The organism is Streptomyces sp. NPDC046977, from assembly GCF_040644455.1.
In the GTDB taxonomy this organism is placed as follows: domain Bacteria; phylum Actinomycetota; class Actinomycetes; order Streptomycetales; family Streptomycetaceae; genus Actinacidiphila.
Genome location: NZ_JBEYWO010000004.1, coordinates 51,287 through 76,669 on the forward strand (window position 1 = coordinate 51,287; position 25,383 = coordinate 76,669).

General features: G+C 74.0%; 28 protein-coding genes. 15 read left to right on the forward strand and 13 right to left on the reverse strand.

Annotated features, from left to right (window positions below):
* The first annotated feature begins 56 nt into the window (after positions 1-56).
* The gene (gene map / locus ABZ883_RS07600) at positions 57-824 is read left to right on the forward strand and encodes a type I methionyl aminopeptidase (RefSeq protein ID WP_360903118.1); all 768 of its coding nucleotides are present in this window, start codon (positions 57-59) and stop codon (positions 822-824) included.
* 15 nt (positions 825-839) lie between these two features.
* Here map and ABZ883_RS07605 read toward each other — a convergent pair whose 3' ends face one another.
* Entirely contained in the window at positions 840-3,182 is a 2,343-nt protein-coding gene (locus tag ABZ883_RS07605; protein WP_360903121.1) for a glycosyl hydrolase family 65 protein, read from the reverse strand.
* Positions 3,179-3,922, reverse strand: coding sequence for a beta-phosphoglucomutase family hydrolase (locus ABZ883_RS07610; RefSeq protein ID WP_360903124.1), 744 nt, complete (start codon positions 3,920-3,922; stop codon positions 3,179-3,181). The genes ABZ883_RS07605 and ABZ883_RS07610 overlap by 4 nt, the downstream gene beginning before the upstream one ends.
* 152 nt (positions 3,923-4,074) lie before the next feature.
* Between ABZ883_RS07610 and ABZ883_RS07615 the strand changes: the two genes are divergently transcribed.
* Positions 4,075-4,677: a GNAT family protein gene (locus ABZ883_RS07615; RefSeq protein ID WP_360903127.1), complete on the forward strand. Its 603-nt coding sequence runs from the start codon at positions 4,075-4,077 to the stop codon at positions 4,675-4,677.
* A gap of 5 nt (positions 4,678-4,682) precedes the next feature.
* Here the strand turns inward: ABZ883_RS07615 and ABZ883_RS07620 are convergent, their stop codons facing one another.
* The 4 genes from ABZ883_RS07620 to ABZ883_RS07635 form a co-directional block, all read right to left on the reverse strand.
* Positions 4,683-4,877 carry a DUF4236 domain-containing protein gene (locus tag ABZ883_RS07620; protein ID WP_360903130.1) on the reverse strand — a complete coding sequence of 65 codons (195 nt, stop codon included), beginning with the start codon at positions 4,875-4,877 and terminating at the stop codon, positions 4,683-4,685.
* Between the two features lie 173 nt (positions 4,878-5,050).
* A complete protein-coding gene (locus tag ABZ883_RS07625; RefSeq protein ID WP_360903133.1) occupies positions 5,051-5,521 on the reverse strand; it encodes a VOC family protein in 471 nt (156 codons plus the stop codon).
* Positions 5,522-5,640: 119 nt separating this feature from the next.
* Positions 5,641-6,528 (reverse strand): DUF3626 domain-containing protein, encoded by an 888-nt coding sequence (locus tag ABZ883_RS07630; protein WP_360903136.1) that lies wholly within the window; start codon positions 6,526-6,528, stop codon positions 5,641-5,643.
* 63 nt (positions 6,529-6,591) lie between these two features.
* The gene (locus tag ABZ883_RS07635; protein ID WP_360903139.1) at positions 6,592-7,284 is read right to left on the reverse strand and encodes an FCD domain-containing protein; all 693 of its coding nucleotides are present in this window, start codon (positions 7,282-7,284) and stop codon (positions 6,592-6,594) included.
* Positions 7,285-7,491: 207 nt separating this feature from the next.
* On the opposite strand from ABZ883_RS07635, the gene ABZ883_RS07640 reads away from it, so the two are divergent.
* The 6 genes from ABZ883_RS07640 to ABZ883_RS07665 all read left to right on the forward strand — a co-directional run bounded on the left by ABZ883_RS07640 (position 7,492) and on the right by ABZ883_RS07665 (position 13,783).
* On the forward strand, positions 7,492-8,070 hold the full coding sequence (locus ABZ883_RS07640; RefSeq protein WP_360903142.1) for a hypothetical protein: 579 nt from the start codon (positions 7,492-7,494) through the stop codon (positions 8,068-8,070).
* A gap of 2 nt (positions 8,071-8,072) precedes the next feature.
* A complete protein-coding gene (locus tag ABZ883_RS07645; RefSeq protein ID WP_360903145.1) occupies positions 8,073-8,762 on the forward strand; it encodes a DUF5987 family protein in 690 nt (229 codons plus the stop codon).
* On the forward strand, positions 8,759-10,411 hold the full coding sequence (locus ABZ883_RS07650) for a GMC family oxidoreductase (protein ID WP_360903149.1): 1,653 nt from the start codon (positions 8,759-8,761) through the stop codon (positions 10,409-10,411). Before ABZ883_RS07645 ends, ABZ883_RS07650 begins: the two co-directional genes overlap by 4 nt.
* 817 nt (positions 10,412-11,228) lie before the next feature.
* On the forward strand, positions 11,229-11,765 hold the full coding sequence (locus ABZ883_RS07655; protein WP_360904029.1) for a GNAT family N-acetyltransferase: 537 nt from the start codon (positions 11,229-11,231) through the stop codon (positions 11,763-11,765).
* Between the two features lie 33 nt (positions 11,766-11,798).
* On the forward strand, positions 11,799-12,803 hold the full coding sequence (locus ABZ883_RS07660; RefSeq protein ID WP_360903152.1) for a MerR family transcriptional regulator: 1,005 nt from the start codon (positions 11,799-11,801) through the stop codon (positions 12,801-12,803).
* 56 nt (positions 12,804-12,859) lie between these two features.
* Positions 12,860-13,783 (forward strand): SAM-dependent methyltransferase, encoded by a 924-nt coding sequence (locus tag ABZ883_RS07665; protein ID WP_360903155.1) that lies wholly within the window; start codon positions 12,860-12,862, stop codon positions 13,781-13,783.
* A gap of 44 nt (positions 13,784-13,827) precedes the next feature.
* Here the strand turns inward: ABZ883_RS07665 and ABZ883_RS07670 are convergent, their stop codons facing one another.
* The 3 genes from ABZ883_RS07670 to ABZ883_RS07680 all read right to left on the reverse strand — a co-directional run bounded on the left by ABZ883_RS07670 (position 13,828) and on the right by ABZ883_RS07680 (position 16,889).
* A complete protein-coding gene (locus ABZ883_RS07670) occupies positions 13,828-15,354 on the reverse strand; it encodes a glycosyltransferase family 39 protein (RefSeq protein ID WP_360904032.1) in 1,527 nt (508 codons plus the stop codon).
* A gap of 257 nt (positions 15,355-15,611) precedes the next feature.
* The gene (locus tag ABZ883_RS07675; RefSeq protein WP_360903158.1) at positions 15,612-16,541 is read right to left on the reverse strand and encodes a M48 family metalloprotease; all 930 of its coding nucleotides are present in this window, start codon (positions 16,539-16,541) and stop codon (positions 15,612-15,614) included.
* Between the two features lie 27 nt (positions 16,542-16,568).
* Positions 16,569-16,889 carry a hypothetical protein gene (locus ABZ883_RS07680; protein WP_360903161.1) on the reverse strand — a complete coding sequence of 107 codons (321 nt, stop codon included), beginning with the start codon at positions 16,887-16,889 and terminating at the stop codon, positions 16,569-16,571.
* A 140-nt stretch (positions 16,890-17,029) separates the two neighbouring features.
* Here ABZ883_RS07680 and ABZ883_RS07685 point away from each other — a divergent pair, with 140 nt between their 5' ends.
* From ABZ883_RS07685 to ABZ883_RS07695, 3 genes are all read left to right on the forward strand, one after another.
* On the forward strand, positions 17,030-17,278 hold the full coding sequence (locus tag ABZ883_RS07685) for a hypothetical protein (RefSeq protein WP_360903164.1): 249 nt from the start codon (positions 17,030-17,032) through the stop codon (positions 17,276-17,278).
* 148 nt (positions 17,279-17,426) lie between these two features.
* Positions 17,427-17,756: a hypothetical protein gene (locus ABZ883_RS07690; RefSeq protein ID WP_360903167.1), complete on the forward strand. Its 330-nt coding sequence runs from the start codon at positions 17,427-17,429 to the stop codon at positions 17,754-17,756.
* Between the two features lie 9 nt (positions 17,757-17,765).
* Positions 17,766-18,032 (forward strand): DUF4235 domain-containing protein, encoded by a 267-nt coding sequence (locus ABZ883_RS07695; protein ID WP_360903170.1) that lies wholly within the window; start codon positions 17,766-17,768, stop codon positions 18,030-18,032.
* 218 nt (positions 18,033-18,250) lie between these two features.
* Here ABZ883_RS07695 and ABZ883_RS07700 read toward each other — a convergent pair whose 3' ends face one another.
* Positions 18,251-19,027 (reverse strand): MBL fold metallo-hydrolase, encoded by a 777-nt coding sequence (locus ABZ883_RS07700; protein WP_360903173.1) that lies wholly within the window; start codon positions 19,025-19,027, stop codon positions 18,251-18,253.
* 144 nt (positions 19,028-19,171) lie between these two features.
* Between ABZ883_RS07700 and ABZ883_RS07705 the strand changes: the two genes are divergently transcribed.
* Positions 19,172-20,443, forward strand: a complete 1,272-nt coding sequence (locus ABZ883_RS07705) for a DUF418 domain-containing protein (RefSeq protein WP_360903176.1) — start codon at positions 19,172-19,174, stop codon at positions 20,441-20,443.
* 16 nt (positions 20,444-20,459) lie between these two features.
* Here the strand turns inward: ABZ883_RS07705 and ABZ883_RS07710 are convergent, their stop codons facing one another.
* Positions 20,460-21,128: a response regulator transcription factor gene (locus tag ABZ883_RS07710; protein WP_360903179.1), complete on the reverse strand. Its 669-nt coding sequence runs from the start codon at positions 21,126-21,128 to the stop codon at positions 20,460-20,462.
* 151 nt (positions 21,129-21,279) lie between these two features.
* Here ABZ883_RS07710 and ABZ883_RS07715 point away from each other — a divergent pair, with 151 nt between their 5' ends.
* Together ABZ883_RS07715 and ABZ883_RS07720 are read left to right on the forward strand one after the other, a co-directional pair.
* Positions 21,280-22,416, forward strand: a complete 1,137-nt coding sequence (locus ABZ883_RS07715) for a PP2C family protein-serine/threonine phosphatase (protein WP_360903182.1) — start codon at positions 21,280-21,282, stop codon at positions 22,414-22,416.
* Positions 22,417-22,510: 94 nt separating this feature from the next.
* The gene (locus tag ABZ883_RS07720; protein ID WP_360903185.1) at positions 22,511-22,963 is read left to right on the forward strand and encodes a DUF3662 domain-containing protein; all 453 of its coding nucleotides are present in this window, start codon (positions 22,511-22,513) and stop codon (positions 22,961-22,963) included.
* Here the strand turns inward: ABZ883_RS07720 and ABZ883_RS07725 are convergent.
* Positions 22,878-23,834 (reverse strand): YihY/virulence factor BrkB family protein, encoded by a 957-nt coding sequence (locus ABZ883_RS07725; protein WP_360903188.1) that lies wholly within the window; start codon positions 23,832-23,834, stop codon positions 22,878-22,880. The genes ABZ883_RS07720 and ABZ883_RS07725 overlap by 86 nt on opposite strands.
* Positions 23,835-24,035: 201 nt before the next feature.
* Here ABZ883_RS07725 and ABZ883_RS07730 point away from each other — a divergent pair, with 201 nt between their 5' ends.
* Positions 24,036-24,305 carry a hypothetical protein gene (locus tag ABZ883_RS07730; RefSeq protein ID WP_360903191.1) on the forward strand — a complete coding sequence of 90 codons (270 nt, stop codon included), beginning with the start codon at positions 24,036-24,038 and terminating at the stop codon, positions 24,303-24,305.
* Positions 24,306-24,425: 120 nt separating this feature from the next.
* Here ABZ883_RS07730 and ABZ883_RS07735 read toward each other — a convergent pair whose 3' ends face one another.
* Complete coding sequence (locus ABZ883_RS07735; RefSeq protein ID WP_360903194.1) at positions 24,426-25,262, reverse strand: aldo/keto reductase; 837 nt, start codon at positions 25,260-25,262, stop codon at positions 24,426-24,428.
* Positions 25,263-25,383: the final 121 nt, after the last annotated feature.

Here is a 25,383-nt window from a genome sequence, read left to right on the forward strand (position 1 = left end):
GGTATAAGTATTGGGCCAGGCGACCCCCTGGAAACGCAGAAAAGAGGACACGGCACATGGTGGAGATCAAGACCGATGCGGCCCTGGAGGCCATGCGGGAAGCCGGCCGCGTGGTGGCCCACGCACTGGCCGCCGTACGCGAGGCGGCCCGCGTCGGCGTGTCGCTGCGCGAGCTGGACGAGGCGGCGCGCGCCGTCCTCAATGACGCCGGCGCCCGGTCCCCGTTCCTCGGGTACCGCCCGTCGTTCGCGCCGACACCGTTCCCCGCGGTGATCTGCGCATCGGTGAACGACGCCATCGTCCACGGCATCCCCGACGACTACCGCCTGCGCGACGGCGACCTGGTCAGCATCGACTGCGGCGCGGAACTCGACGGCTGGACCGGGGACGCGGCGATCAGCTTCATCGTCGGCACCCCGCGCCCCGGCGACGCCGAGCTCATCGAGGCCACGCAGCGCGCGCTGGACGCCGGGATCGCCGCGGCCACTGTGGGCAACCGCATCGGTGACATCTCGCACGCCATCAGCCGCGTGGTCCGCGGCGCCCGGTGCGGCATGCCCCAGGACTTCGGGGGCCACGGCATCGGCCGCCGCATGCACGAGGACCCCCACCTGCCCAACCACGGGCGGCCAGGCCGTGGCTTCCCCCTGCGCCACGGCCTGACCCTGGCCATCGAGCCGATGCTGATGGCCGGCGGTCACGACGGCTACCACGCCGCCGCCGACGGCTGGACCCTGCGCACCGACGACGGCAGCCGGGCCGCCCACATCGAGCACACCGTCGCCATCACCGAGGAGGGCCCCCGCATCCTCACCGCGCTCTGAACCGCCTTGCCGGTCTCACCGCCTCGCCGGCCGGCGGCCCGGGGGCTGCTCCGGTTCGGGGCGCGCGGTCACCGCCGGCACGGGGCGGCTCTCCGGACCGGCGGTGGACACCGTCAGCGACTCGTCGAAGTGCCGGATCTCCAGCGGGTCGCCCTCCAGCAGCGTGTACGTGGCCACCGAGTCGGTGATCGCGACGCGCAGCCGCCGCCCCAGCACCTGCACCGTGAAGGCCAGCCGGCGCACCTTCTCCGGCAGCCGCGGGGCGAAGCGGACCCCGCTCGCGTGGCGCCGCATCCCGCCGAACCCCGCGACCAGGGCCATCCACGTGCCGGCCAGCGAGGCGATGTGCAGCCCGTCGCGCGTGTTGTTCTCCAGGTCCTTGAGGTCCATCAGCGCGGCCTCGCCGAGGTAGTCGTACGCCAGGCGCAGATGGCCCACCTCGGCCGCGATGATCGCCTGGACGCACGCCGACAGGGAGGAGTCCCGGACCGTGAGCGGTTCGTAGTAGGCGAAGTTGCGCGCCTTCTGCCGGTCGTCGAAGCAGTCGCCCCGCACGAACATCGCGAGCACCAGGTCCGCCTGCTTGATGACCTGCTTGCGGTAGAGGTCGAAGTACGGGAAGTGCAGCATCAGCGGGTACTGGTCGGGGCGGGTCGACGCGAAGTCCCACACCTGGTGCCGGGTGAAGCCGGACGACTGCTCGTGGACGCCCAGGGAGCTCTCGTAGGGCACGGTCATGGCCTCGGCGGCGTCCCGCCAGGCGGCGGTCTCCTCGTCGTCGACGCCCAGGGCCGCGCCTTGCTCCGTGTGGCGCTCGACCGCGTCGGCGGCGTGGCGCAGGTTCGACTGCGCCATGAGGTTGGTGTACGTGTTGTCGTCCGCGATCGCGCTGTACTCGTCCGGTCCGGTGACGCCGTCGATGTGGAACCGGCCGTGGTGGTCGTGGTGGCCGAGCGAGAGCCACAACCGGGCGGTCTCGACGAGCAGTTCCACACCGGTCTCGCGCTCGAAGACCTCGTCGCCGGTGACGGCGACATAGCGCACCACCGCGTCGGCGATGTCGGCGTTGATGTGGAAGGCCGCGGTTCCGGCGGGCCAGTAGCTCGACCCCTCGGAGCCGTCGATGGTCCGCCAGGGGAACGCGGCGCCCTTCAGGCCGAGTTGTGCGGCCCGCTCCCGGGCGGCGGGCAGCGTTGCCTGCCGCCACTGCAGCGCCTCGGCGACGGCGTTGGGGGAGGTGTAGGTGAGCAGCGGCAGCACGAAGCTCTCGGTGTCCCAGAACGAGTGGCCGTCGTACCCCGACCCGGTCAGGCCCTTGGACGGGATCGCGCGCTGCTCGGCGCGGGCGCCGGCCTGCAGTACGTGGAAGAGGGCGAAGCGCACGGCCTGCTGGATCTCGGCGTCGCCGTCGATCTCGACGTCGGCCCGGGACCAGAACGAGTCCAGGTACGCGCGCTGTTCGTCGACCAGGCCCTGCCAGCCGGTGGAGCGGGCACCGGCGAGCGCGGCCTCCACCTGGTCCCGGACCGCGGGCAGCGAGCGCACCCCGGACCAGCCGTAGGAGACGATCTTCTCCATGCGCAGCGTCTCGCCGGGGGACAGATCGCAGGTGATGGTGAGCCGGCTGGTCTCCTCGTTGCTCTCGCTGAAGCTCTCCGTGGACTCCGGCCCCTCCACCCGGTGGTCCGCGGCGGCCGCGACCCGCAGCCCGGTGACGGCGGTGCGGTGCACCAGCCGCAGCCGGGTGTTGACCGCGACGTTCTCCTCGGGCACCAGGGGGGACTCCAGCACGGCGGAGACGCGCGGGTCGCCGGAGACCTGGGGCAACTGCTCGTTGGCGACCAGCTCGGACTGGACGACGAGCCGGACCGTGGACTCGACGGCCTCCACCTCGTACAGCACCGCGGCGATGGCCCGCTGGGTCAGGGAGACCATGCGGGTGGAGCGGACGCGCACGGTGCAGCCGGCCGGCGAGGTCCACTCGCAGGTACGTTTCAGCAGCCCGGTGCGCAGATCGAGCTCGCGCTCGTGGGAGCGCAGCCGCCCGTAGCGGACGTCGAAGGGTTCGTCGTTGACCAGCAGCCGGATGAGCTTGCCGTTGGTGACGTTGATGACCGTCTGCCCGGCCTCCGGGTAGCCGTAGCCGGCCTCGGCGTACGGCAGCGGATGCCGCTCGTGCACGCCGTTGAGGTAGGAGCCGGGCAGTCCGTGCGGCTCGCCCTCGTCGAGGTTGCCGCGCCAGCCCACATGGCCGTTGGACAGCGCGAAGACGGACTCGCTCTGCGCCAGCACGTCGAAGTCGAGCCCGGTCTCGCGCAGCGTCCACGGCTCGACCGAGAACGCGGAATGGGTGATCACGCGTGGTCCTCCAGCAGCTCCGCGAGGTCCTGCACCACGATGTCGGCCCCGTGCTCGCGCAGCGCGTCCGCCTGGCCGACCCGGTCCACCCCCACCACGTACCCGAACCGCCCGGCGCGGCCCGCGTCCATCCCGGCGAGCGCGTCCTCGTAGACGACCGCGGCGGCCGCCTCGACACCGAGGTCGCGCGCCGCCTCCAGGAAGGTGTCGGGGTGCGGCTTGCCGGGCAGTTTGCGCTCGGCGGCCACGATCCCGTCGATCCGGACGTCGAACAGGTCCTCGATGCCGACGGCGACCAGCACGTCGCGGCAGTTGGCGCTGGAGGAGACCACGGCGGTACGCAGCCCCGCCGCGCGCACGGCGTGCACATAGCGGACGGAGCCCTCGTAGGCCTCCACGCCGTCGGTGCGGATCTTCTCCAGGAGGATGACGTTCTTGCGGTTGCCGACCCCGTTCACCGTGTCGCGGTCGGGCGGGTCGTCGGGCGTGCCCTCGGGCAGCTCGATGCCGCGGGAGGCGAGGAAGGTGCGCACACCGTCGGCGCGCGGGCGGCCGTCGACGTACTCGTCGTAGTCGGCCACCTTGTCGAAGGGGCGGAAGTCCGCACCGTCGCGGCGGCGCAGGAAGTCGTCGAACGTCTCTTTCCAGGCGGCGGCGTGGACCAGCGCGGTCTTCGTCAGCACACCGTCGAGATCGAAAAGGCAGGCCCGGATGCCCTCCGGGAGACCGGTCTTCGTCATGCAACCCGCCTCCCCGCCCGGACACCCCGGCATGCCTGCCGGGGCCCTCTACCAGCCGGACGCGGGAGCGCCGGTCGGCCGTACCGGCGGTACGCCGTGCCGGAATCGGCGACCGGGTGCCGCCGCGGGCCCGTTCGGTTTAGCGTTCGGGCATGGCAGTACGCTTCCCTGCTTCCGTCACCATCGACGGCCGGTACGCACGGCTGGTACCGCTGTCGCGCAGCCACGTCCCGGACCTGTACCAGGCGGCCCGGGGCGACGAGGAGGTGTGGCGCTGGCTGTCGACCACCCCGCCACGCTCGAACGCCGAGATGGGCGCCGTGGTCGACCAGCGGCTCGCCCAGGCGGCGGCCGGCGAGGCGGTCGCCTTCTCCGTGGTGCCCCGCTCGACCGACCGCCCCTCGGGCTGGGCCGCCTACGTGGGCATCGCGCCCGCCGACGAACGCGTCGACATCGGCTGGAGCTGGCTCGACCCCGCGCTCTGGGGCACCCCCGTGCACCTGGAGACCCACTTCATGCTGGTCTACTACGCCTTCGAGGACCTCGGCTTCGGGCGCGTGCAATGGCGGCTGGACGGCCTCGACCGGCCCACGCAGGACGCCGTCACCAGGATCGGCGGCATCCGCGAGGGAGTGCTGCGCCGCCACTGCCGGCGCGTCGACGGCACATGGCGCGACACCGTCTACTACTCCCTCGTCGCCGCCGAATGGCCCGCGGTCAAGGAGCGGTGGATGTCCGGGTGGATTCTGGAGTAGTGCGGTCACCGCCGCTTGCGGCGCGTGGTGCGGCGCCAGGAGAACGGGCCCGGCAGGTCGACGGACTCGGTGCGGTCTCCGCGCGTGTTCACGGTGTGGTGGGCGTGCGGACCGCCGGTCGTGATCGACAGCGACTTCTTGTTGATGTTGAGGCGGACGCCGGGAAGGATCCGGAAGGACTTCCGGAAGTTCAAGGGCATGGGAGCTCTCCTCACGGCAGTACGGAACGTGACGTTGTCGTCTCGTGACCGCCTGCCCCCCCGGAGGGGCTTTCATGACCGACGAGTCGTCAGCTCGCTTCCGTTGCGCCGCCGGTGGGGAAGCCGCGCCGGGTCCCGCCGTGCGTGCGCCGGCAGCGTCCCGCCCGGGGGCGTCACCACCCGTAGGCGCGGTTCATGATCAACTGGGCGACGACGGGTTCGAGCCGCGGATACGCGATCAGCACCGTGAGGCCGTTCGGGTCGCGTCCCTCCACCACGGTGCGTCCGTCGACCGAGGTGGTCTCCACGTGCGCGTCGCGCTCCCTGAGCAGGCGCTCGCACCGGTCCAGGTCCTCGGCGTCCCGCGCGGTCCACACCGTCGCCTGGACGCCGACCCCGCCGAGCGAGTGCTCGCCGCGCGGCATCGCCCGCAGCACCACCATCGAGCCCCCGGCGTCCGTCAGCAGCAGGGCCGTGGTGTCCCGGGTCGCGATCCCCATCCGCAGCAGGTCGCCGTAGAACGCTGCCGACTGGTCCAGGTCGCGTACGTAGATCACGAGCGCCGACAGCCGCGGCCGCCCGTCCGCGGGGTCCTGGCCACCGGAGGGCGCGGGGGCGCCCGTGTGCGGCGACGAAGGCGTCATCGGGGCTCCCGTCTCAACGGCCCGTACGGAACGGCCACCGGTCGCGGAGCCGCGGCCGGTGCCCTGTCCACGCTATCCGCCCGGACGCCGGGTCGCCCCCCGCGCGAGGTGCCGCGTGCTCACGCCGCCCGGCAGGACGCGCACGCGACGGCCTCGCCGCCGGCACCCTCCGGGGCTCCGAAGCGCGCGAGCACGTGCCAGAGCCGCTTGAGCGCCTGCGGGTCGTGGCGCCCGCTGCGGGCGGCGTCCCCGATCGTGCGCGGTACCAGCATCCCGCCGGAGGACAGGGCCGCGCCCAGGTCGGTGTACTCCCGGCCGCGGTAGTCCGCGTGGCGCGCCAGATGCTCCGCGCTCAGCCGGAAACCGCCGTGCCACTCGACGGGGCAGGGCAGGCGCCGGGCGGCGTCCTCGACGGCGGTGCCGCGGAAGGAGGGGTCGAGCACCAGCGCCTCCACGTCGCCGTCGAGCAGGACCGGACCGTGCACCTGGGCCTCGATGTGTCCGTCCAGGGTGTCGAGGCCGTCGGCCGCCGCCGGCTCCAGCAGCGCGAAGCGGGCCGCCACCGCGAACAGCTCCGGTTCCGTGGAGCTGTCGGGGTAGCAGAACGTGGTCCGGGCCAGGGTCGGCGGGGCGAGCCGGAAATGGCAGGAGCCGAAGCGGGGCGCGCCGCCGGCGGGGTCGCGCCGGTGGTTCAGCGCCCCGTACACCGGACGCTCGTGGCCGGCGGCGCGGTCGTAGGCGCCGTCGAAGATGCGGCTCTCCCAGCGCCAGCGGTCGCCGCCGGGGTGCGCGGTCAGGCCCCCGTTGCCGGTGCCCGTCACGAACTGCGAGCGGTAGACGCCGTCCTGGGCGATCCTCGCCAGCGTCGGCACGCCGCCTGCGTCCCGGTCGGGGTGGAAGTTCAACGTGACGGGGAGGCGCGGGTCGAGCGGGCCACCCGACGAGCGCGCGGCGACGTGGCGCAGGGCGTTCTCCTGCGGTGTGCGGGCGGCGGCACGGGCGTTCATCGAGCCAGTCTGCCCGGGCGCCGGACGGCACCGCACCGGGGTTTTCCGCGGCGGGGCGGGTGGTCAGGCCGGGTCGAGCGCCGCCAGCATGATCCGGCGCGTCTCGTCCAGATACGTCTGCGCGGCCGTCCGCGCGGCCGCGCCGTCCCCCGACTCCACGGCGGCGACCAGGGGTTCGAGCCGGGCCGCGGCCTCGGCGGGGTCGCGGAAGGGCGCGACGAGCCGCGCCCGCAGGGGGAGGTAGGCCGCGAAGAGGGTGTTGGTGAGCAGGACGTAGACGCGGTTGCCGGTGGCGTGGGCCAGCGCCCGGTGCACCTCGGCGTCCGCGAGTTGCGCCGCGTCCGGGTCGGGGGCGGCCGCGACCGTGTCCAACAGCTCGCGCAGCCGGGCGCGTTGGACCGCCGTCGCGGCGACGGCGGCGCGCTCGGCGATGAGCGCCCCGACGCCGGCGCGGACCTCGAAGATGTCGGCCAGCCAGCCCGGATTGTGCCGGACGAGCATCGGCAGCAAGTCGGCGCCGCCCAGGCGGAGGTAGTCGCGCACGCGGGTGCCCACGCCGTGCCGGGTCTCCAGCAGCCCGGCCTGGGTGAGCCGGCCGAAGGCGTGCTTCACGGTGGTGCGGGTGACGCCGTAGCCCTCGGCGAGGCGCTGTTCGGGCGGCAGGAGGGCGCCTGCGGGGTGCACCCCGCCCAGGATGTCGTCCTGGAGGCGGCGCTCCAGGACGTCGACGAGGGTCTCGCGGGTCAGTGGGTCCACCGGGGCCGTCCTCTCGAGCAGGCGTACCGCGTGTGCGGGTGTGCGGTCCCAGCCCAGCCGTCCCGGGGGCGGCGCGTCAACACACAGGAGCAGTGGCTGAGCCACTGATTCAATGAGTCTCTGTACAACCTCTTGCCCTGACGTCACGTCAGGAGCATTCTTCGGTGGTGCCCCCGGCCCGTCCCCTCTGACCACCGGAGTGTGCCCGTGTCCCCGTTCCCCCGCCCCGCCCGCCTGCTGACGGCGGTCGCCGCCGCCCTCGTCGCGCTCACCGTCGCCGCCGGCCCCGCCGCGGCCACGGAGCCGTACACCGAGCCCGGGTTCGCCGGTTCCTGCGCCTGGCACTCCTACGGGGAGGGCGAGACGCCCGACCCCTGGCTGTGGCTCACCGACCCGGTGTGCGTCGAGTACTCCAAGCGCGACATCACCCTCGACAACGGCGGCGCCGTCCGCTTCCTGCTCGCCGAGCCCTCCCGCTTCGCCCTCGCGCTGCCCGTCTGCCGCTACTACCAGCGCGACCACTGGAGCGTGCAGGCGACGACCGGCGCGGTCCCGTACGTGACGTGGAACGGCCGCTACTGGTTCGACAAGCGCGCGCGGCGGGCCGCGATGCGGCTGACGGACTTCCGCGTCGACGGCGTCAGCGTCGGCATCGGCGACGTCGTGACCGCACTGCGGCCCCGGCTGCCCGAGGTCGCCGACGTCCTCGCCGCGTACGGCGACGAGGCCGGCGAGACCGGCCTGTCCATAGCGCTGCCCTACAGCCTGTTCTGCCCGGCGCGGTAGCGGTGGACGCGGGCATCGACCGCCGCGCCCTGCTGCGCGGCCTCGCCGCCGCCGTCGCCGCCCTGCCCGCCCTGCCCGCCCTGCCCGTCCTGGGCACCGGGGTGGCAACGGCGGCCACCGCGGCCACGGCCGTGACATCGGCATACGGCTCCTGGCCGATATCCACACTGGAGGCCTTCGCCGACACCTTGGTGCCGGGGGAGCGGCGCGGTCCCTCCGACCGCGCCGTCGCGGGTGCCGCCGCGGGCCCCGGCGCCGTCCAGGCGGGTGCCGTCACCCTGCTGACGGCACCCGAACTCCCCCTTGCCCCGCTGCTCCCGGGCATCGCCACGCTGCTGGACGCACGGGCCACCTCGTACGCCGTCACCCATCTGATCCTGCTGCCCCTGGACCGGCCGCCCTTCGTCGGACTGGCCTTCCCGCACCGCACCGCCGTGGTCGCGGGGCTGTTCCAGTCCGACGACCCCGACCGGCCGGTCTGGCAGTTGCTGTCCTTCCTGGTCGGGCTCGCCTTCGACACCGCCGCCCACCTGCACACCGCGCAGGCCCTGGCCGGCGGCCACCCCGGCCTGACCTGGATCGGCTTCCCGCCGCCCGGCCCGGACGGCCTGTGGCGCTTCCCCGACCACTCGTACGGCAGGGCCCTGGCCGCGCCGCACCCCGCCACCACCCCCTCCGGGAGCCCCGCATGAGCCCGCAGACCACCGATGTCCTCGTCGTCGGCAGCGGCTTCGGCGGCGCCATCCCGGCCTACCACCTGGCCGCCGCCGGCGCCCGGGTCACCGTGCTGGAACGCGGACCCCGCCTGGCCACCGAGGACTTCACCCACGACCTCAACCTCGGGGCGTACCCCCGGATCGTGGACGTCATCAAGGGCGACGGCATCTCGGTCGTGGCGGGCAACTGCGTGGGCGGGGGCAGCGTCGTGTACTTCGCCGCGTCGCTGCGCGCGCCGTCCTTCGTCTTCGGGCGGCGCGACCCCGCAGGGCGCCGGCTGTGGCCCGCGACGATCACCCGGGCCACCCTCGACCCCTGGTACGACCAGGTGGAGCAGGCCCTGCCCGTGACCCGGCTGGACTGGCCGGACGTGTCGTACGCGGGCGGTGTCCTGGCCGCCGCGTGCGACCGCGCGGGGCACACCTGCAACCCGGTGCCGGTCGCCGTCGACCGCGCGCGCTGCACCGACTGCAACTGGATGCTGTCCGGCTGCCGGTTCGGCGCCAAACGCTCCATGCTGCTCAACTACCTGCCCGCCGCCGAGGCGCACGGCGCGGAGATCCGGCCGCTGCACGAGGTCCAGCTCGTACGGCCGTCGACCGAGCCGGGCTACCGCTACGCGGTCGACTACATGACGCTCGACGCGGACGACTACACGTGTCCCACCGGGGTGGGCACCCTCCACGCCAGGACCCTGGTGCTGGCCGCGGGCGCCGTGGGCACCCCCGTCCTGCTCCAGCGCTCGGCACCGCTCCTCGGCGGCGTCCCGGCCGCCGTCGGCGGCTGGTTCTCCGGCAACGGCGACCGTGTCAGCGTCGCGGAACTCGACGAGGGCAAGGTCCGCTCGCTGCTCGGGCTGGCACGCAGCTCCACCGTGGCGTACGAGGGCCTGCCCATCGGCATGCCGATCACCGCCGCCTCCTACGACCGACTGGACGCCGCCGCACCTGAGTTCACCCGCTTCACGCTCCAGCAGATCTACTTCCCCACCGTCACCAACACCCTCGCGCAGACCGCCGCGGGGCTGTGGTCCGGCGTGGACAAGAAGCGGATGCGGGCGCGGTGGCGCTCCTGGCTGACCGTGCTCGCCATGACGGAGGACGAGACCGAGGGCCGCTTCGGCGCGCCGCCCCTCACCGGCAGCTTCACGCGCCTGGCCAACGGGATCGGCCTGGGCACCATGCGCTTCGCCCCCGGCGCCGGCACGCGCCGCGGCTGGGACGCGGCCGACGCCCATCTGCGGTCCGTGCTGGAGAAGGACGGGCTCGCGACCGTACGCCCCTGGGACGAGCACGTCACGGGGACGGTGACCGCGCACCCCCTCGCCTCGTGCCGCACCGGCGACTCCGCCGCCCTGTCCGCCCTCGACGACCTGCACGAACTCCGTTCCCACCCGGGCATCTTCGTCACCGACGGCTCCGCCGTCCCGACCTCCCTGACCGTCAACCCCTCGCTCACCATCGCCGCCCTCGCCGAACGCGCCTCCCCGGCGATCGCGGCCCGCTGCGCCCAGGCGGGCGTCACGCTGAACTACACCCCGAGCAATCCGCTGACGGGGCGTGCCCAGGGCGGCGCGGTGGCCGCCGCGGCGCGCGAGCTGGCGGCTCGCGCCGCCCGCGGGTGAGGGGCGGCTCCGCTGTGCCGGGAGGTGCCTGTCGCGCGGGCGTGGGGTGCGGTTCCGCTGACGGGGCGGTGCCGTCGCCGTCCGGGCGCGGGAGTTGGCCGCCCGGGTCGGCATGGATGACGGGCGGCTCCGCCGTACCCGGACGTACCCGTCCAGTGATCGCGGCCCGATGTGCCGGCACCCCGGGCGATCCGTTTGCCGGGCGGGCTCAGGGTGGTGCGGTCACTGTCGGGGTGCGGGCGTTGGCGGCTTGTGCCGCACGCGGGTGGCGGGCGGTTCTGGTAACCGCGCCGCGAGCGATTCGCCCGCTGGGCGTGGTGCCGCCCTGGGAGTCGGCGGGCCGGGCCGTGCGTGGCTGGGATGTGCCTGTCCGGCGAGTGTGGCTCTGCTGGCGGGCAGGCTCAGGGTGGTGCCGTCGCTGTCGGGGTGCGGGCGTTGGAGGCCTGTGCCGCACGCGGATGGCGGGCGGTCCCGGTAACCGCGCCGCGTGCGCTCCGCTCGCCCGGCGCGGTGCCGCCGCGGGAGCCCGCGGGGACCGGGCATGATCGGGGTCATGGGTACCTTGGAGGACGTCGCGGAGCGGGTCGCCGCCGGGCACACCGTGGAGTTCGGCTGCGCGGCCGGCGCCGTGCCGCCGCCGTTGCACGGCGGTGAGCGGGTGGTCGTGGCCCCGGCCGATCCGGCGCGGGTCGCGGCAGGGGACATCGTTCTCGCCCGCGGCACGGGCGTGTCCGGCCTGCACCTGGTGACGGCCGTGGACGGCCGCCGCGTGCGGTTCGGCGCCCGTGGGTGGGTGGACGGCGAGCGGGTTGTCGGCGTGTGCGTCGCCGTCGACGGCGTCCCGCGCTCCGCCCGCCTCGACCTGCTGCCGCTGCGCGCCGGCCATGCCGACGAGATGGCCCGCGTGCTGTCCGACCCCGCCCTGCACACCTTCATCGGTGGCAGGCCCGAGACGCTCGACGAACTGCGCGCCCGCTACCGGCGCGTGCTGGCCGGCTCCCCCGACCCGGCGGTCTCCTGGCTCACCTGGGTGCTCCGCCTGCGCGACGAGGGGTGCCTGACCGGTTACGTCCAGGCGACGCTGTCCCCGGGGGCCGTGGGCCCCGAGGCCGAGATCGCCTGGGTCGTCGGCACGCCCTGGCAGGGCCGGGGCCTCGCCGGCGAGGCCGCCCGGGCCCTGACCGGCCGGCTGGTCTCCCGTGGCGTCCGCACGGTCGTCGCGTACATCCACCCCGACCACCACGCCTCCGCCTCCGTCGCCCGCGCGTGCGGCCTCGCCCCGACCGGCCTCTGGCAGGACGGTGAGCGCCGCTGGCAGCGCGACGTGCCGGACGGCGTCCCCCAAACCGCTTGAGTCTCCCCCTGGGGGAGACGCGAGGGTGGGGGCATGCACGACGGCACGTTCCATACGATCGGCGACCTCGCCCGGCACACGGGGCTGACGGTCAAGACCGTCCGGTCCTGGTCCGACCGCGGGATCGTGGTCCCCGCCGGCCGCAGCGCGGCCGGCTACCGGCTGTACGACGCGCGGGCACTCGCCCGCCTGGAGCTGGTGCGGACCCTGCGGGACCTCGGACTGGACCTCGCCACGATCCGCAAGGTCGTGGACCGCGAACTCACGCTTCCCGAGGTGGCCGCTGCCCACGCGGAGGCGCTGGCGGCGCAGATCCGGGTGCTGCACCTGCGGCGTGCCGTGCTGACGACGGTCGCCGAACACCGGGCCACACCCGAGGAGATGGATCGCTTGAACCGACTGGCCATGCTGACCGCCGAGGAGCGGAACCGGGTGATCGAGGGCTTCCTGGACGCCGTGCTCGGCGGCCTCACGGACCCCGCGGTCGCCGGTGTCCGACGCACGCTGACGCCCGAACTGCCCGACGACCCCACGCCGGAACAGCTCCGCGCGTGGGTGGAACTGGCCGGACTCGCCGAGGACGAGGCCTTCCGCGCGCGGCTGCGCGCCCTGGCCGAGGACCTGACGGCCCGGCGTGCCCGCGCCGGTGACGGGCTGCCGCGCCGCGACCTGGTCGCGGTGGTCCGGGACCGGGTGGGCCCGGCGGTCGCGGCGGGAGTCGATCCGCTGTCCGCGGGGGCCGAGCCGGTCGTGGCGGCGCTGACCGCCGGTTGCGCCGAGGCGCTGGGCGCGGCGGACGACGGCGTCCTGAGCGGCCGGCTGCCCGCCCTGCTGGCGGCCGCGGACGACCCGCGTCGGGAGCGCTACGCCACGCTGCTCGCGACGGTCAACGGCTGGCCGGCGCCGGAGTCCGCCGCTCCCGAACTGGCCTGGTCGCTGAAGGCCCTCGCCGCCCGTCGTGCCGGTGCCGTGGATCCCGCGGGCACCGCTGTGACCAGTGGGGGAGGCGGGGCACCAACTCGCGGCCAGACCGGGTAAGTTGTCTGTTGATCGGATCGGTTTTTTCGATTTTTCGAGTTTCAGGGGATGGTCCCATGGGCAATGACAGCGAGGCCTCCACCGCCTACGAGTCCGCCGAGCAGCTCCGCAAGCGCATCGACACGACGAAGGCCCACCCGGCCCGCGTCTACGACGTGTTCCTCGGCGGCAAGGACAACTACCCCGTCGACCGCGACGCCGCGGCGGCCGCCCTCGCCGCCAACCCGCGCGGCTACCTCGACGTCCGGCACAACCGGGACCTCCTGCGCCGCGCGGTGCACCACATCGCGGGCGAGGTGGGCATCCGTCAGTTCCTGGACATCGGCACCGGTCTGCCGACCCAGGAGAACGTCCACCAGATCGCCCAGCGGATCAGCCCCGACGCCCGCGTGGTGTACGTCGACAACGACCCCGTCGTCCTCGCGCACGCCCGCGCCCTGCTCGCCTCCAGCCCCGAGGGCCGGACCGACTACATCGACGCGGACCTGCGCGACCCGGCCACCATCCTCGAACAGGCCGCCCGCACACTCGACTTCGACCAGCCGATCGCCCTGGTGCTGGTGGCCGTGCTGCACTTCGTCGAGGACGACGAGGCGTACGGCGTCGTCAAGCACCTCGTGGACGCCCTGCCCTCGGGCAGCCATGTGATCCTGACGCACCTCACCTCCGACCTGAACGCCGAGCAGATCGCCAAGGTGGCCAAGACCTACCAGGACCGGGGTTTCTCCTTCGTGCTCCGGCCGCACGCCGAGGTCCTGCGCTTCGTGAGCGACAACGGCCTCGAACTGATCGAGCCCGGGCTCGTCCCCGTCCACCACTGGCGTCCGGACCACTCCCCGGACACCGGTGCCTCCACCACGGACATGGACCCGGCGTTCATCGAGGGCATGGAGGACATCGACAAGATCCGCTACAACGACATCAACGACGTGACGGACGCCGACATCAACGTCTACGGCATGGTGGCCCGCAAGCCCTGAGCCGAGCGGCCCGGACGCCGGACGCCGGGCCCACGGCCCGGCGTTCAGCGCCGGTAGATGGTGATGGAGTGTCCGACCTCGTCGACCGGCACGGCGTCCGCCAGGAGCACGGCGAGCGGGCCCTCGGCCTTGGCGACCGAGGAGTCGGACACGACGAGCAGGCCGTGCACCTTGTCCGGGGGCACGGCCAGCGGAAACCGTGACGTGATGCCGTAGGACGACGGCACGCCGCTGCCCTTGTAGACCAGCCAGACCCGCTCGCCCGGATAGCGTTCCCTCAGCCGGTCCGCGAGCCGCCCGAGGTCCTGGCCCCAGTCGACGTTGGAGTCGTGCAGGCGCAGATGCGTCGCCGCGGGACCGCCGAACGCCTCGTTTGAGTACGGCAGGTAGAGGGGGAACGTCCGCAGCGAGCTGACCGCGGTGAAGGCGGCCAGCGCGACGGCCGCCGGCCCGACCCACCGCCGCCGCACGGCCGTGACCCCCACGGCCGCCACCGCCCCGAACACCGGCACGAACACCGCGTAGCGGACGCCCAGATCCCGTGACCCGGTCATCGCCGCGGCGAGCAGCACCAGCGGCGGCAGCAGCACGTACGCCGCGGCGGGCCGCAGCCGGCGCACGGCGAGCAGCACGCCGGCACCCGCCGCCCACAGGGCCAGCATGCCGAGCGGCGTCTTCACCAGCAGCGCCGCCGGCAGGTAGTACCACAGCGCCCCGTGATAGTGCCGGCCGAAGAGGAAGCCGTCCCAGGTGGCGTTCTCGAAGCCGAACTGGAGCCGCATCCCGTCCCGGTAGGCCTCGGGGAACGGCAGCAGCGACGTCACCAGCCCGCGCAGTCCGTGGACCGCGGGCACCCCGTCCGGCGTCGTCCACCGCAGCCGCGGGTCCACGGCGAGATAGGCGGCCCACACCACCGCCACCGCGACCAGTGCGACGCCCGCCGCCGCCACGAGACCGCGCGCCCAGCGACCCTTCCTCGCCTGGTCGACGGCGGCCAGCAGCAGCACCACCGGCACCACGGCCAGCATGTTCATCTTGGTGGCGAGGGCCGCGCCGAGCGCCGCGCCGGCGAAGGGCAGCCACAGGCGCGGCCGTTGGCGGGCGTGCCACAGGCACCAGGCCGCCGTCAGTACGAATCCGGCCGCGGGCACGTCCAGGGTGGCCAGCGAGCCGTGCGCGACGACATCGGGGGAGAAGGCGTACAGCGCCACGGCGAGCAGTGCTCCCGCCGGGCCGAACAGGTCCCGCGCGAACGCCAGGACCACCAGCCCGAACAGCAGCGTGAGCACGATCACCGGCAGGCGCGCCGCGAGCATCACCCGCCACGGGTCGTTGCCCGACTCGTACAGGACGCGGCGCCCCAGCTGCGTCTGGTTCCCGGTGAATCCGCCGTCGAAGTGCACGTCGGTGAACGCCAGCCCGCTCGCCACGACGAGCTTGCCGAGCGGCGGGTGCTCGGGGTTGAAGCGCAGGCTGTGCTCGTGCAGGTAGACCTCCGCCGTGCCCACGTACACGGGCTCGTCGATCGTGGGGGTCTGCTGCACGGCGGTCGTCACCATCGCGACGGCCATCTGCGCCAGCAGCGCGACCACGGCCAGGACGAACAGCCAAGTCCGCCACCGTCCCCGGTCCCACGGGCGCGCTGTCCGGCCGGAGACCGGTGCGGCGACCGAGGACGCGGCCGCGTCGGCGGCCGCCGGCGGCTGTTGTCGTGCCGGCCCTGGTCCCATGATGTCCGCACCCCGTGCAATGCCGCGCGCCGCACAGGGCCGTCCCTGTGCCTGTCCGCCCCGCATCATGGCACGCGCCGCGGCCGCGCCCTGCCTTCTCAGCCGCGCAGCACCTTCCGGCCGAGCTCCCGGCGCGCCGGCGCGAGCCCCGCGTCGATCTCCTTGGCCCGCGCGACGTCCAGCACGATGGCGGCATCCCGGTGCTCCCGGGAGGCCAGGGCGGCCCTGCGCAGGTGGGTCGGCGGGTGCGTGCTGTTCTGGGCGTGGGCGGTCAGGACCGACACCCGGCGGCGCCGTTCGACCTCGTGCGAGGGGATCGAGGCCACGTATGCCGCCAGCCGCTCCCAGACCGCCTCGTCGGGTTCCCCGGGGCCGCGCGTGCCCTGGTGCGTCGTCCTGGCCGAGACGCTCTGCCGCTCCAGCCAGAACTGGAAGGCGTCGGCCAGCAACAGGCGGTCCATCAACTCCATCGCGGCCGCCGAGGAGCCGGTTCGTGCGGCGAAGTCGTCCGCGAGGTACTCGGCCTGCTGGGAGGTGCGCAGCGTCAGGTGGTCCAGCACGTACAGGAGCAGCAGCGCGGCGTACGCGGGAGGGAAGAGGAACAGCCGCGAAACGTACTCGACCGGCCCCATGCCCCTGGTGTCGCGGCTCGGGCGCAGCAGGTAGTACCACTGTGCGAGGGCCTTGCACGCGGAGCCGATGAACGGCCCGTGCCGGGAGTCGCCGTTGACCAGGTGTCCGAACTCGTGGCCGAGCAGCGCCACCCGCTGCTGCGGGGTCAGCGGGTCCCACAGCCCGAGTCCGATCGTCAGGACCGTCCGGCGCCGCACCCCCACCACCGTCACGGAGGCGTTCGCCGCCGGATCCACCACGACCACGTGCGCGCGCGAAGCCCCCAGGTTGTCGGCGACCTCGTCCAGGAGCGCGTACAGCGCGGGCGCGTCCGCACGGTGCACCTGTATGCCGTCCGGCATGCGTGCCGGCCGCGGGCACATCAGCCATGCCAGTCCCAGCAGCAGGGTCCCCACGACGACCGGGACACCCGCCTCCCAGCCCTATACCGCGAGCCACACGCCGCTCGCCGCGATGGCCAGTGTGAGCAGGTGGATGAAGGCGGAGAGCGCGAGCGCCGCGGCGTACGCGGCGCCTCGTCCCGGGCGCGGCGGCCGCGCCGACGTCATCCGGCCGAACAACTCCTCGCCGTAGGCCCGTGAAAGACGCCGCCGGAACCTGTCGATGCGGCCGGCGTCGTCCGTGGACTCGTCGGCTCCGCCCCGCACGTTCCACGCACACTCCACGCACCACACCACGAACCGGTCGTCCGACGGCAGTTCCGCCCCGCACTGCGGGCACCGCCCGCGCACGTCGTTCCCCACCCCTGGCCCCTCTCCTTGATCATCCCTGCGTGGTGAGCGTAGGCCACGGCACCGACGCCGGGCTTGCAGGGCCGGAGACGGAAGGGAGTTTCACCGGGGGTTGGTTGTTCCGCTCCGGTACGGCAGCGGAACATGGGGGCATGAGCCATGACGAACGTCCCGCCGACGGACACCACGAAGGGGTCCGCGGCCTCGTCGCGCGGATCGCCGAACACCACTGGGAGGCCGTGCGGAAGCACGAGGAGGACGAGCTGACGGAGACGGTCGACGAGGCCGCGTTCGACCTCGGCGCGGACATCGCCCACCCCGGCTCGGGGCACGGGCCGGTCGGCTACGACGTGGAGACCGACCTCGGCCGGGAGAAGGAGCCGCCGGAGCTGCGCCCGTAGTGGCGCCTCCCCCCGCATGCCGTGCCCGGCCAGGGGTAGCCGGGCAGTGAGGGCCGAGGGGCGGGGAATCTCCGCTGACGATCCGTCAGTACCGTCCGGCCGGCGGTGCGAGGGCCGGTTCGGCCGGGACCACGGGAAGGGCGGAGCCATGCCGGACAGGGAAGAGGCGCCCGGGCGATGGCGCGCGGACGCCGCGCGGGCCCGGCAGGAACTCGGCGGCGCGGTCGCCCGGTTCGCGGCCCGTGCCGAAGCGACGGCGCACCCGCGGGAACGGGCTGCCGCCACGCGGCAGCGGATCGGCGAACAGGCGGCGCAGGCCGAGGACACGCTCGCCCAGGCGCTGGAGCGCGTGCACGAGCACACACCGGAGCGGGCCCGGAAGGCCGTTGTGGTCGCGGGCCGCCACCGCGACCGGATCCTCGCCGTCGTCTCGGGCATCGTGCTGATCTACCTGGCCGTGCGCCGCACCGGGCGGTGAGGCCGGGTCATGAGGGCATCCGGGATGCTGTACCGGCCGGTGGGGCTCGCCCTGGGTGCCCTCGGCGGCGCCGTGGCCGGAGCGCTGTTCACGAGGGCGTGGAAGCTGCTCGGGCATGAGGGTGAGGCGCCCAAGGCCACCGACGAGGAGCGCGGGTGGCGGGAGGTCCTGATCGCCGCCGCCCTGCGCGGCGCGGTCTTCGCCACCGTCAAGGCCGCCGTCGACCGGGCCGGCGCGACAGGCGTGCGGCGGCTGACGGGCACCTGGCCCGGGTGACGGCGAGGCCGCGGCCCCACATGAGTTCCGGGGTGCCCCCAGGTGGGGTGCATCGCAGGACGCAGAGCCGTTTCGCGGTCGGCGCGGTCCGGCGGCTCGGACGGTGCGGCAACTCCCCCCGGGCCGAAGGCCGGCTGAGTGCCGTGCCCGGGCGCGCCGCCCAGCGGTGGCTGGGGTGGGGGCACCTCCCAGCGGTGGCTGGGGAGTGAGGACACGGCCTACTGTGCGGTCAGGGGCTGTTCGCCGTCCCCGGCCGTCCTGCGCAGGTACGTCCGCGCGATGTGGTGCAGCCGCTCCCGGTCGAAGCTGCGGCCGTGGCCGGGGTGGACCACGGACACCTCCAGCCCGCACAGGAGCTCCGCGCTGCGCCGGTAGGCGGCCACGTCCGACCCGGGCAGGTCGTCGACCAGGTGTCCGTCGTAGACGACGTCACCGGAGTACAGCGCCCCGGTGTGCTCCTCCAGCAGCGCGACGGACCCGGGGGTGTGCCCCGGCAGGTGCAGGACGGTGAGGGACCGGCCGCCGAGGTCGATGCGGTCCCCGTCCTCGACGGTGCGGGTCAGCGTCACCGGGGCGACGCGGTACGCCGCCGGGTCGTACCCCGGCCCGGGGAGGGCGTCGATCATCCGGTCGGGGAAGTCCGCCCCCACCTCGCCGGCGCCGAGCAGGCGCGCCAGCTCCGGCCCGTCCAGGCTCGCCGGAACGCCCGCAGCCAGGGCGGCGGCGTCGGCGGGGTGCCCGGCCCGCTCGCGGAACTCGTACGCCCCGCCGACGTGGTCCAGGTGCGCGTGGCTGAGGACGGCCAGCGGGTCGCGCGCGAAGAGCGCGGGCACTCCGTCACGCAGCGCGACGACGCCCAGGCCGGCGTCCACCACGACATCGCGGTCCGTGCCCCGGAGCCACCACACATTGGCCTTGAGGATCTCGTGGACATGCGGCTCGGTGAGGCGGATCAGGCCGTCCCCGTACGGCTGTTGCTCGAACCAAGGGCTCATGCGCGGCCATTGTGCCCGGCGCGCGCCCGGCCCCCGCCGCGGGGTCCCGCCAGGCGGCGGGGGGCGGGCACCCTCCGCCCGGCGGGGCAGGACCGGACGCCTGCCGGATACCGGCCGGCGGTCCCGCCCGGGGACCATCGAGACATGGCGCACGATGTTCTCTTCACCGTGTCGGCCCCGGGGCGACCGGTAGCGGAGCGGGCGGCTCCCACCGGCGCCCCGGAAGCCATCTCCGGAAAGACTCCGGTGGGGCGCATGGTGGGTGTGGATCTCGCGCGTGGACTCGCGGTCCTCGGAATGTACGCGGCCCATGTGGGCCCGGACCCCGAGGTCGGCGGATTCCGGGGCTGGCTGATGGAACTGGCGCAGGGCCGGTCGTCGGCCCTCTTCGCTTTCCTGGCAGGTTTCTCGGTCGTCCTCCTCACCGGGCGGCAGACCCCCGCGACCGGCAGGGCCGGCCGGCAGGCGGTCGTCCGGGTGGTGATCCGCGCTGTGGTCCTGGTGGCCCTGGGCACCGCGCTGACGATGCTCGGCACCTCGATCGAGGTGATCCTGGCGTACTACGGCGTGTGCTTCCTGCTCGTTCTCCCGCTGTACCGGCTGCGCCCCGCCGCTCTCGCGGCGATCGCGGCGGGCAGTGTGCTGGTGCTGCCCCAGGTGCTCTTCGTGGTGCAGCGCTCGATCGATCAGGGCTCGTGGGCCGAGGCGGTCATGCGGCACGACCCCCTGGCCCACGTCGGCGGCACGGACGGTGTCATCGGGCTGATGTTCACCGGTGACTATCCCGTCCTCGCGTGGGTGCCGTTCCTCATCGCCGGCATGGCGGTTGCCCGTCTCGACCTCCGGTCGGCGGCCGTTCGTGCGCGGCTGGCGATGGCAGGTGGAGCGCTGGCCCTGGTCGGCTACGGCGGATCATGGCTGGCGCTGCACCTGATTCCCGGCGTGGTGCCGGGAATCTCCATGTTCGGGCAGGACGCGGTGCGCGGCGGCGCGCGGTCGGCCTGGTGGTCGGACGCCGCGGGCTTCCCGAGCCGTGACGGCGACAGCGCGTCGTGGCTGTGGGCGGCCTCCCCGCACAGCGAGACCACCCTCTCGGCGATCGCCGGCACGGGTGTCGCCCTGCTGGTGCTCGTGGTCTGCACGGACGCCGTCGCCCGGTGGCGCGCCGTCCGGCGGGTGGCGATGCCGGTGGTCGCGGTCGGCTCGATGTCGCTGACGGTCTACGTCCTGCACATCCTCGCCGTCACGGCACTGGGCCTGAACCTAGGCGACCTGCCCGGTCCGCCGATGGGCGTCCTGCTGGCGTTCAGCGCTGCGGCCGTGCTGCTGGCCGTGGTCTGGATGTCCTTCTTCCGGCGGGGGCCCCTGGAGTCCGTCCTGAACAGGGCGACCCGCGTCAGCCGCTACGTGGCCTGAGTGCCGGCAGCCCGATTCACGGTGTGCGCCCTTCCCCGTGCCGGTGCCGCAGCAGTCCCGCGCGCTCGGCCAGCAGCGCGGCCTGCACACGGCTGCCCACCCCCAGCTTGGTCAGGATGGCGCTGACATGGTCCTTCACCGTGCCGGTGCTCAGGTGCACCCGGTTGCCGATGTCGGCGTTGGAGAGCCCTTCGGCGACCAGCACGAGCACATCGCGCTCCCGGTCGGTCAGCCCGGCGACCGCGTGCGCCGCGGTGGTCTGCTCCTCGCCCTCCAGGTAGCCGTCCACGACGGTACGGGTGACCGCGGAGGCGAGCACCACCCCGCCGGCGGCCAGGTTCCGCACCAGGTACGCCAGCTGCTCGGGGTCGGTGTCCTTGAGCAGGAAGCCGGCCGCCCCGGCCCGGAGGGCGGCGGTGACGTACTCGTCGGTGTCGAAGGTGGTCAGCATCGCCACCACGGGGGGCGCGGGCATCCTGCGGATCTCGGCGAGGATGGTGAGCCCGTCCACGTCGGGCATGCGGATGTCGAGCAGCACGACGTCCGGGCGCAGCTCGTCCACCGCCCGCAGGGCCCGTCCCCCGGGCACCGCGGCGACCGTCTCGATGTCGTCCGCCGCGTCGAGGATGTGCTGGAAACCCGTGCGGATCAGTGCCTCGTCGTCGACGACCAGTACCCGGATCACGCTCGATCCCTACCCCGCCGCGCCCCCAGGGCTGCCGGATATGGTGTTTTTTGCCGGGAACAGAAACATTTGGCCAATGTGTGGGATGCCCTGCACGATGGTTGGTGCCGTCGCACCGGGCCCGGGCCGGACCGGCAGGGAAGGAGCCAGGATGGACGCGTGGTGGCGTGACCGTCCCCGTGACGCGGGGAGCGGGGAGGCCACCGCGGCGTGCTCCCGTGACGGCGTCATCACCGTCATGGCAGCGCTGCTGATCGTGGCCGTGCCGGTGGCCGATCTCTTCCTCCCGATGAACATCCACATCGCGCACGTCCTGGTGGTGCCGGTGGCGCTGGTCGCCGCCTTCGCCGGGCCCCTGCGCGGCGCGCTGACCGCGCTGCTCGCGGTGCTCGCCCTGATCGCCGCGGGCGCCGAGCGGTCCGCCCTGACCACCGAGAACGTCCTGGTCCAGCTGGCGTCCCTGGTGATGGTGTCGGTGCTGCTGGTGGTCTTCGCCCTGTCGACCGAGCGGGGACGGCACGAGCTGGCCGGTGAGCGCCGGATCGCGGAGGCGGCCCACCGGGTCGTCATGCGGCCGCTGCCCGGCCGCTCGGGGCCGCTGACGATCGCCTCCGCCTACCGCTCGGCCGGCGACGGCGCCCGGGTCGGCGGCGACCTGTACGCGGTCGCCCGCACCACGAACGCCACGCGCCTGCTCATCGGGGACGTGCGCGGCAAGGGACTGAACCTGCTGGGCGAGACCGAGACTGTGCTCGGCGCCTTCCGCGCGGCGGCCCACCGCCAGGAGCCGCTGCCGGAACTCGTCGCCTCGCTGGAGGGCAGCGTGCGCTGGGGACTGGCCGAGTTCGTCGACGCCTCGGCCGAGGCCGACGTGGGGGAGCGGTTCGTGACCGCCGCGGTCGTCGAGATCCCCGACGACGAGCCCTGCGTCCATGTGGTCAGCTGCGGCCACCTGCCCCCGCTGCTGCTGCACGAGGGCCGGGCGACCCTCCTCGCCGTCGCGGACCCCGCCCCACCGCTGGGCCTCGGCGCCCTGGTCGAGAGCACGTACGACCCCAGCACCTTCCCGTTCGTCCGCGGCGACCAGCTGCTGCTCTACACCGACGGGCTCACCGAGGCCCGGGACGCCCAGGGCGGCTTCTACCCGCTGCTGGAACGCGCCGCCGGTCTGAACTGCTCGGGCGGTCCGGCCACCCTGGTGCAGGCGGTCACCCGGGACCTGCTGGGCCACGCCCACGGTCCGCTGGGCGACGACATGGCCGTCGTCGCCCTCCGGCGCGAGCACTGACGCCCCGCCCGCGGCCCGTCGTACCACCGCCTGCTTCCGGCCGCTGTCGCGGGCCGGCGGCATCAGGACCGCCTTGCCGGGCAGGCGCGAGGACATGGGGATGCTGCGACGCTGGGAAAGGGCGATCGAGCGCTGGGAGCAGGCGCTGCACGCCAAGGTCTTCGATCACGAGCCCGTGGAACTCCTCGACGCGCTGCGGCGCGAGTGCGACGGCCACGCCGTGGTGTGCAGTGCCAGCCGGGTGGTGGTGCCCAACGTCTACACCGTCGAACTGGCCGCCCCCGTCCACGAGGAACTGGGCCCGGACCGCGAACGGGTGGGGGAGGCGCTCACCGACGCGCTCCAGCGGCACGCCGAACGCCGGGACTACGAGTGGGCGGGCCCGCTCACCGTGCACATCACCCGCGCCGCCCGGCTGCCCAACGGCCGCTACCGCGTGGTCAGCAGCCCCATGCGGCAGATCAGGGCCGACGTGATCGCGCCGCGTCCCGGGGCGCGGGCGCGGACCCGGCCGCGGCCGTCCGGTGGCGCCGCAGCTCCGCGTTGAAGTGCGCGCCGCTCAGCAGCGCGAGGTTGGACACCCACAGCCACATCAGGAACACCACCGTGCCCGCCAGCGGCCCGTACAGGCGGCTGTACGTCCCGACGTGCGACACGTACAGCGTCAGCACGGGGGTCGACGCGAGCCACAGCAGGACCGCGAGCACACCACCGGGCAGCATGACCCGCACCGGCCGGACCTGCGGCGGCCCGGAACGGAACAGCACCAGCACCAGCAGCGTCGTCAGGCACAGCAGCAACGGCCACTTGAGGACGTTCCACGCTGTCACCGCCACTCCGGACACCCCGAGCAGTTCCCCGGACCGCCGGGCCAGCCGGCCGGTGAGCATCAGGGTCAGCGGGCCCAGGGCCAGCAGGGTCAGCAGCACCGAGGCCGTCACCGCGATGCGCGGCGCCGTGCGCCAGGACGGCCGGTGGTCCCGCACCCGGTTCATCGCGTGCAACGCCCGCCGGAAAACGGCCAGATAGCTCACCGCGGACCACAACGCGGCCGTCGCGCCGGCGATGGCGAGCACCCAGGCCGCCGACCGCTCCCGCGCCACGTCCCGCATGGTGTGCGCCAGCATCTCCCCGGACCCGGCGGGGGCGAGGGCGCTCACCCGCGCGATGAGGTCGCCCGTGGCCGACGCGTCGGCCAGGCCGATGACCGACACCGTCAGCAGCATGCCGGGGAAGAGCGTCAGTACGCCGTAGTACGTGAGGGCTGCGGCCTTCTCCGAGGCGTCCTCGTCCCACAGCGCCACGGCGGTGCGGCGCGCCACGACCAGCAACTCCGCCGCCCTGTACCGGCCGTCCGCCGGCCGCGGGCCCCGGCCGCCGGGGAGTCCGCCGCCCGTCACCGTACGCTGCTCCTCCATCGCGTTTCCCGTCCGCTGTGTTCCGGGGCTCCGGGCGGGCCCGTCCCGCGTGACGCGTCTGCCCTGGCCGGGGAGCGGCATGCGCCGGATCCCCCGTTCGACGGGCGCCGCCCACAGGTTCACCCGGGGAGACGATCCTTGGAATAACCGGCCCCAGAGCGGGGCAAATGTGGTGACGAAGGCGAAAGGGAGTGATTCTTCGTGGAATTGAAGACTCGCGGGATCGTTTTCGGCGCGGCACTGACCGGCGGTGCGCTCGGTGCCCTCATCGGCGCCGTGTTGGCGGGCGGCGCGGTCAACACCTTCTCCGCGGCGCTGCTCTGTGCCACCACGGTGATCGCCGGCGTCGCCCCTGCGCACGGGGCCGGCGGGTCGCGCCGCCGCGCTGCGCGGCGGGCCCGGCGTCCCGATCAGATCCCGCACCAGCGTCGCGTCGGACACGTCGGCGGACAGGACGCGCTGCGCTGGTGACCGCATCCACGCACCGTGCGGCGCCGGAACGACGGCCGCCCGCCGTCGGGGGCGGGCGGCGGACGGTGCGTCGCCGGTGGCGGAAGCGCTCGGGCGGCCCCGTGCGGGGCCTCGCGCCGGTCAGTTGAAGGTGTCGGGGTCCGGCCCGATGCGGCCGCCGTCGTCGAGGGCGTCGATCGCGGCGATGTCGGCGTCGGTGAGCTCGAAGCCGAAGACGTCGAGGTTCTCGCGGATGCGCTCGGGCGTCACGGACTTCGGGATGACGACGTTGCCGAGCTGGAGGTGCCAGCGCAGGATCACCTGGGCGGGCGTCCTGCCCAGGCGGCCGGCGATGGAGGTGACGGCCGGGTCCCCGAGCAGCGCGCCCTGCGCGAGCGGGCTCCAGGCCTCGGTCGCGATGCCGTGCCGCGCGTGGAAGGCGCGCAGTTCGCGCTGCTGCAGCCGCGGGTGCAGCTCGACCTGGTTGACCGCCGGGGTGACGGCGCTGTCGTCCATCAGGCGCCGCAGATGGGCGGGCTCGAAGTTGGAGACGCCGATGGCGCGTGCCCGCCCCTCGGAGTGGATCTTCTCGAAGGCGCGCCAGGTGTCCTGGTAGCGGTCGTGGGCGGGCGCGGGCCAGTGGATCAGGTAGAGGTCCACGTGGTCGAGGCCCAGCCGGGAGAGGGAGGCGTCGAAGGCGGCCAGGGTGCTGTCGTACCCCTGGTCGGCGTTCCACAGCTTGGTGGTGACGAACAGCTCGTCGCGGGGGATGCCGGAGGCGGCGAGCGCCCGGCCGACGCCGGTCTCGTTGCCGTAGATCGCGGCGGTGTCGATGCTGCGGTAGCCGCTCTCCAGTGCGGTGGTCACGGCGGCGGCCGTCTCGTCGTCGGGCACCTGGAAGACGCCGAAACCGAGCTGCGGCATGGTCACGCCGTTGTTGAGCGTGATGTGAGGGACGTGAGGGATGGGTGTGGTCATGGCGCTGATCCTTTCGCGTCACGGCCCGGCGGAACCGTGGGGGCGAGTGCGGACGGGTGAACGTCCGGGCGGAGGGGGGAACCTTCCGCGCTTCCGGCTCCACGCTATTTGCGTTCACCGG

Coding starts and splice junctions, on each gene's coding strand:
- map (WP_360903118.1), top strand. CDS start 57: ATGGTGGAGATCAAGACCGATGCGGCCCTGGAGGCCATGCGGGAAGCC.
- ABZ883_RS07610 (WP_360903124.1), bottom strand. CDS start 3,922: ATGACGAAGACCGGTCTCCCGGAGGGCATCCGGGCCTGCCTTTTCGAT.
- ABZ883_RS07615 (WP_360903127.1), top strand. CDS start 4,075: ATGGCAGTACGCTTCCCTGCTTCCGTCACCATCGACGGCCGGTACGCA.
- ABZ883_RS07620 (WP_360903130.1), bottom strand. CDS start 4,877: ATGCCCTTGAACTTCCGGAAGTCCTTCCGGATCCTTCCCGGCGTCCGC.
- ABZ883_RS07625 (WP_360903133.1), bottom strand. CDS start 5,521: ATGACGCCTTCGTCGCCGCACACGGGCGCCCCCGCGCCCTCCGGTGGC.
- ABZ883_RS07630 (WP_360903136.1), bottom strand. CDS start 6,528: ATGAACGCCCGTGCCGCCGCCCGCACACCGCAGGAGAACGCCCTGCGC.
- ABZ883_RS07650 (WP_360903149.1), top strand. CDS start 8,759: ATGAGCCCGCAGACCACCGATGTCCTCGTCGTCGGCAGCGGCTTCGGC.
- ABZ883_RS07660 (WP_360903152.1), top strand. CDS start 11,799: ATGCACGACGGCACGTTCCATACGATCGGCGACCTCGCCCGGCACACG.
- ABZ883_RS07665 (WP_360903155.1), top strand. CDS start 12,860: ATGGGCAATGACAGCGAGGCCTCCACCGCCTACGAGTCCGCCGAGCAG.
- ABZ883_RS07670 (WP_360904032.1), bottom strand. CDS start 15,354: ATGGCCGTCGCGATGGTGACGACCGCCGTGCAGCAGACCCCCACGATC.
- ABZ883_RS07685 (WP_360903164.1), top strand. CDS start 17,030: ATGAGCCATGACGAACGTCCCGCCGACGGACACCACGAAGGGGTCCGC.
- ABZ883_RS07690 (WP_360903167.1), top strand. CDS start 17,427: ATGCCGGACAGGGAAGAGGCGCCCGGGCGATGGCGCGCGGACGCCGCG.
- ABZ883_RS07695 (WP_360903170.1), top strand. CDS start 17,766: ATGAGGGCATCCGGGATGCTGTACCGGCCGGTGGGGCTCGCCCTGGGT.
- ABZ883_RS07700 (WP_360903173.1), bottom strand. CDS start 19,027: ATGAGCCCTTGGTTCGAGCAACAGCCGTACGGGGACGGCCTGATCCGC.
- ABZ883_RS07705 (WP_360903176.1), top strand. CDS start 19,172: ATGGCGCACGATGTTCTCTTCACCGTGTCGGCCCCGGGGCGACCGGTA.
- ABZ883_RS07715 (WP_360903182.1), top strand. CDS start 21,280: ATGGACGCGTGGTGGCGTGACCGTCCCCGTGACGCGGGGAGCGGGGAG.
- ABZ883_RS07720 (WP_360903185.1), top strand. CDS start 22,511: ATGGGGATGCTGCGACGCTGGGAAAGGGCGATCGAGCGCTGGGAGCAG.
- ABZ883_RS07725 (WP_360903188.1), bottom strand. CDS start 23,834: ATGGAGGAGCAGCGTACGGTGACGGGCGGCGGACTCCCCGGCGGCCGG.
- ABZ883_RS07735 (WP_360903194.1), bottom strand. CDS start 25,262: ATGACCACACCCATCCCTCACGTCCCTCACATCACGCTCAACAACGGC.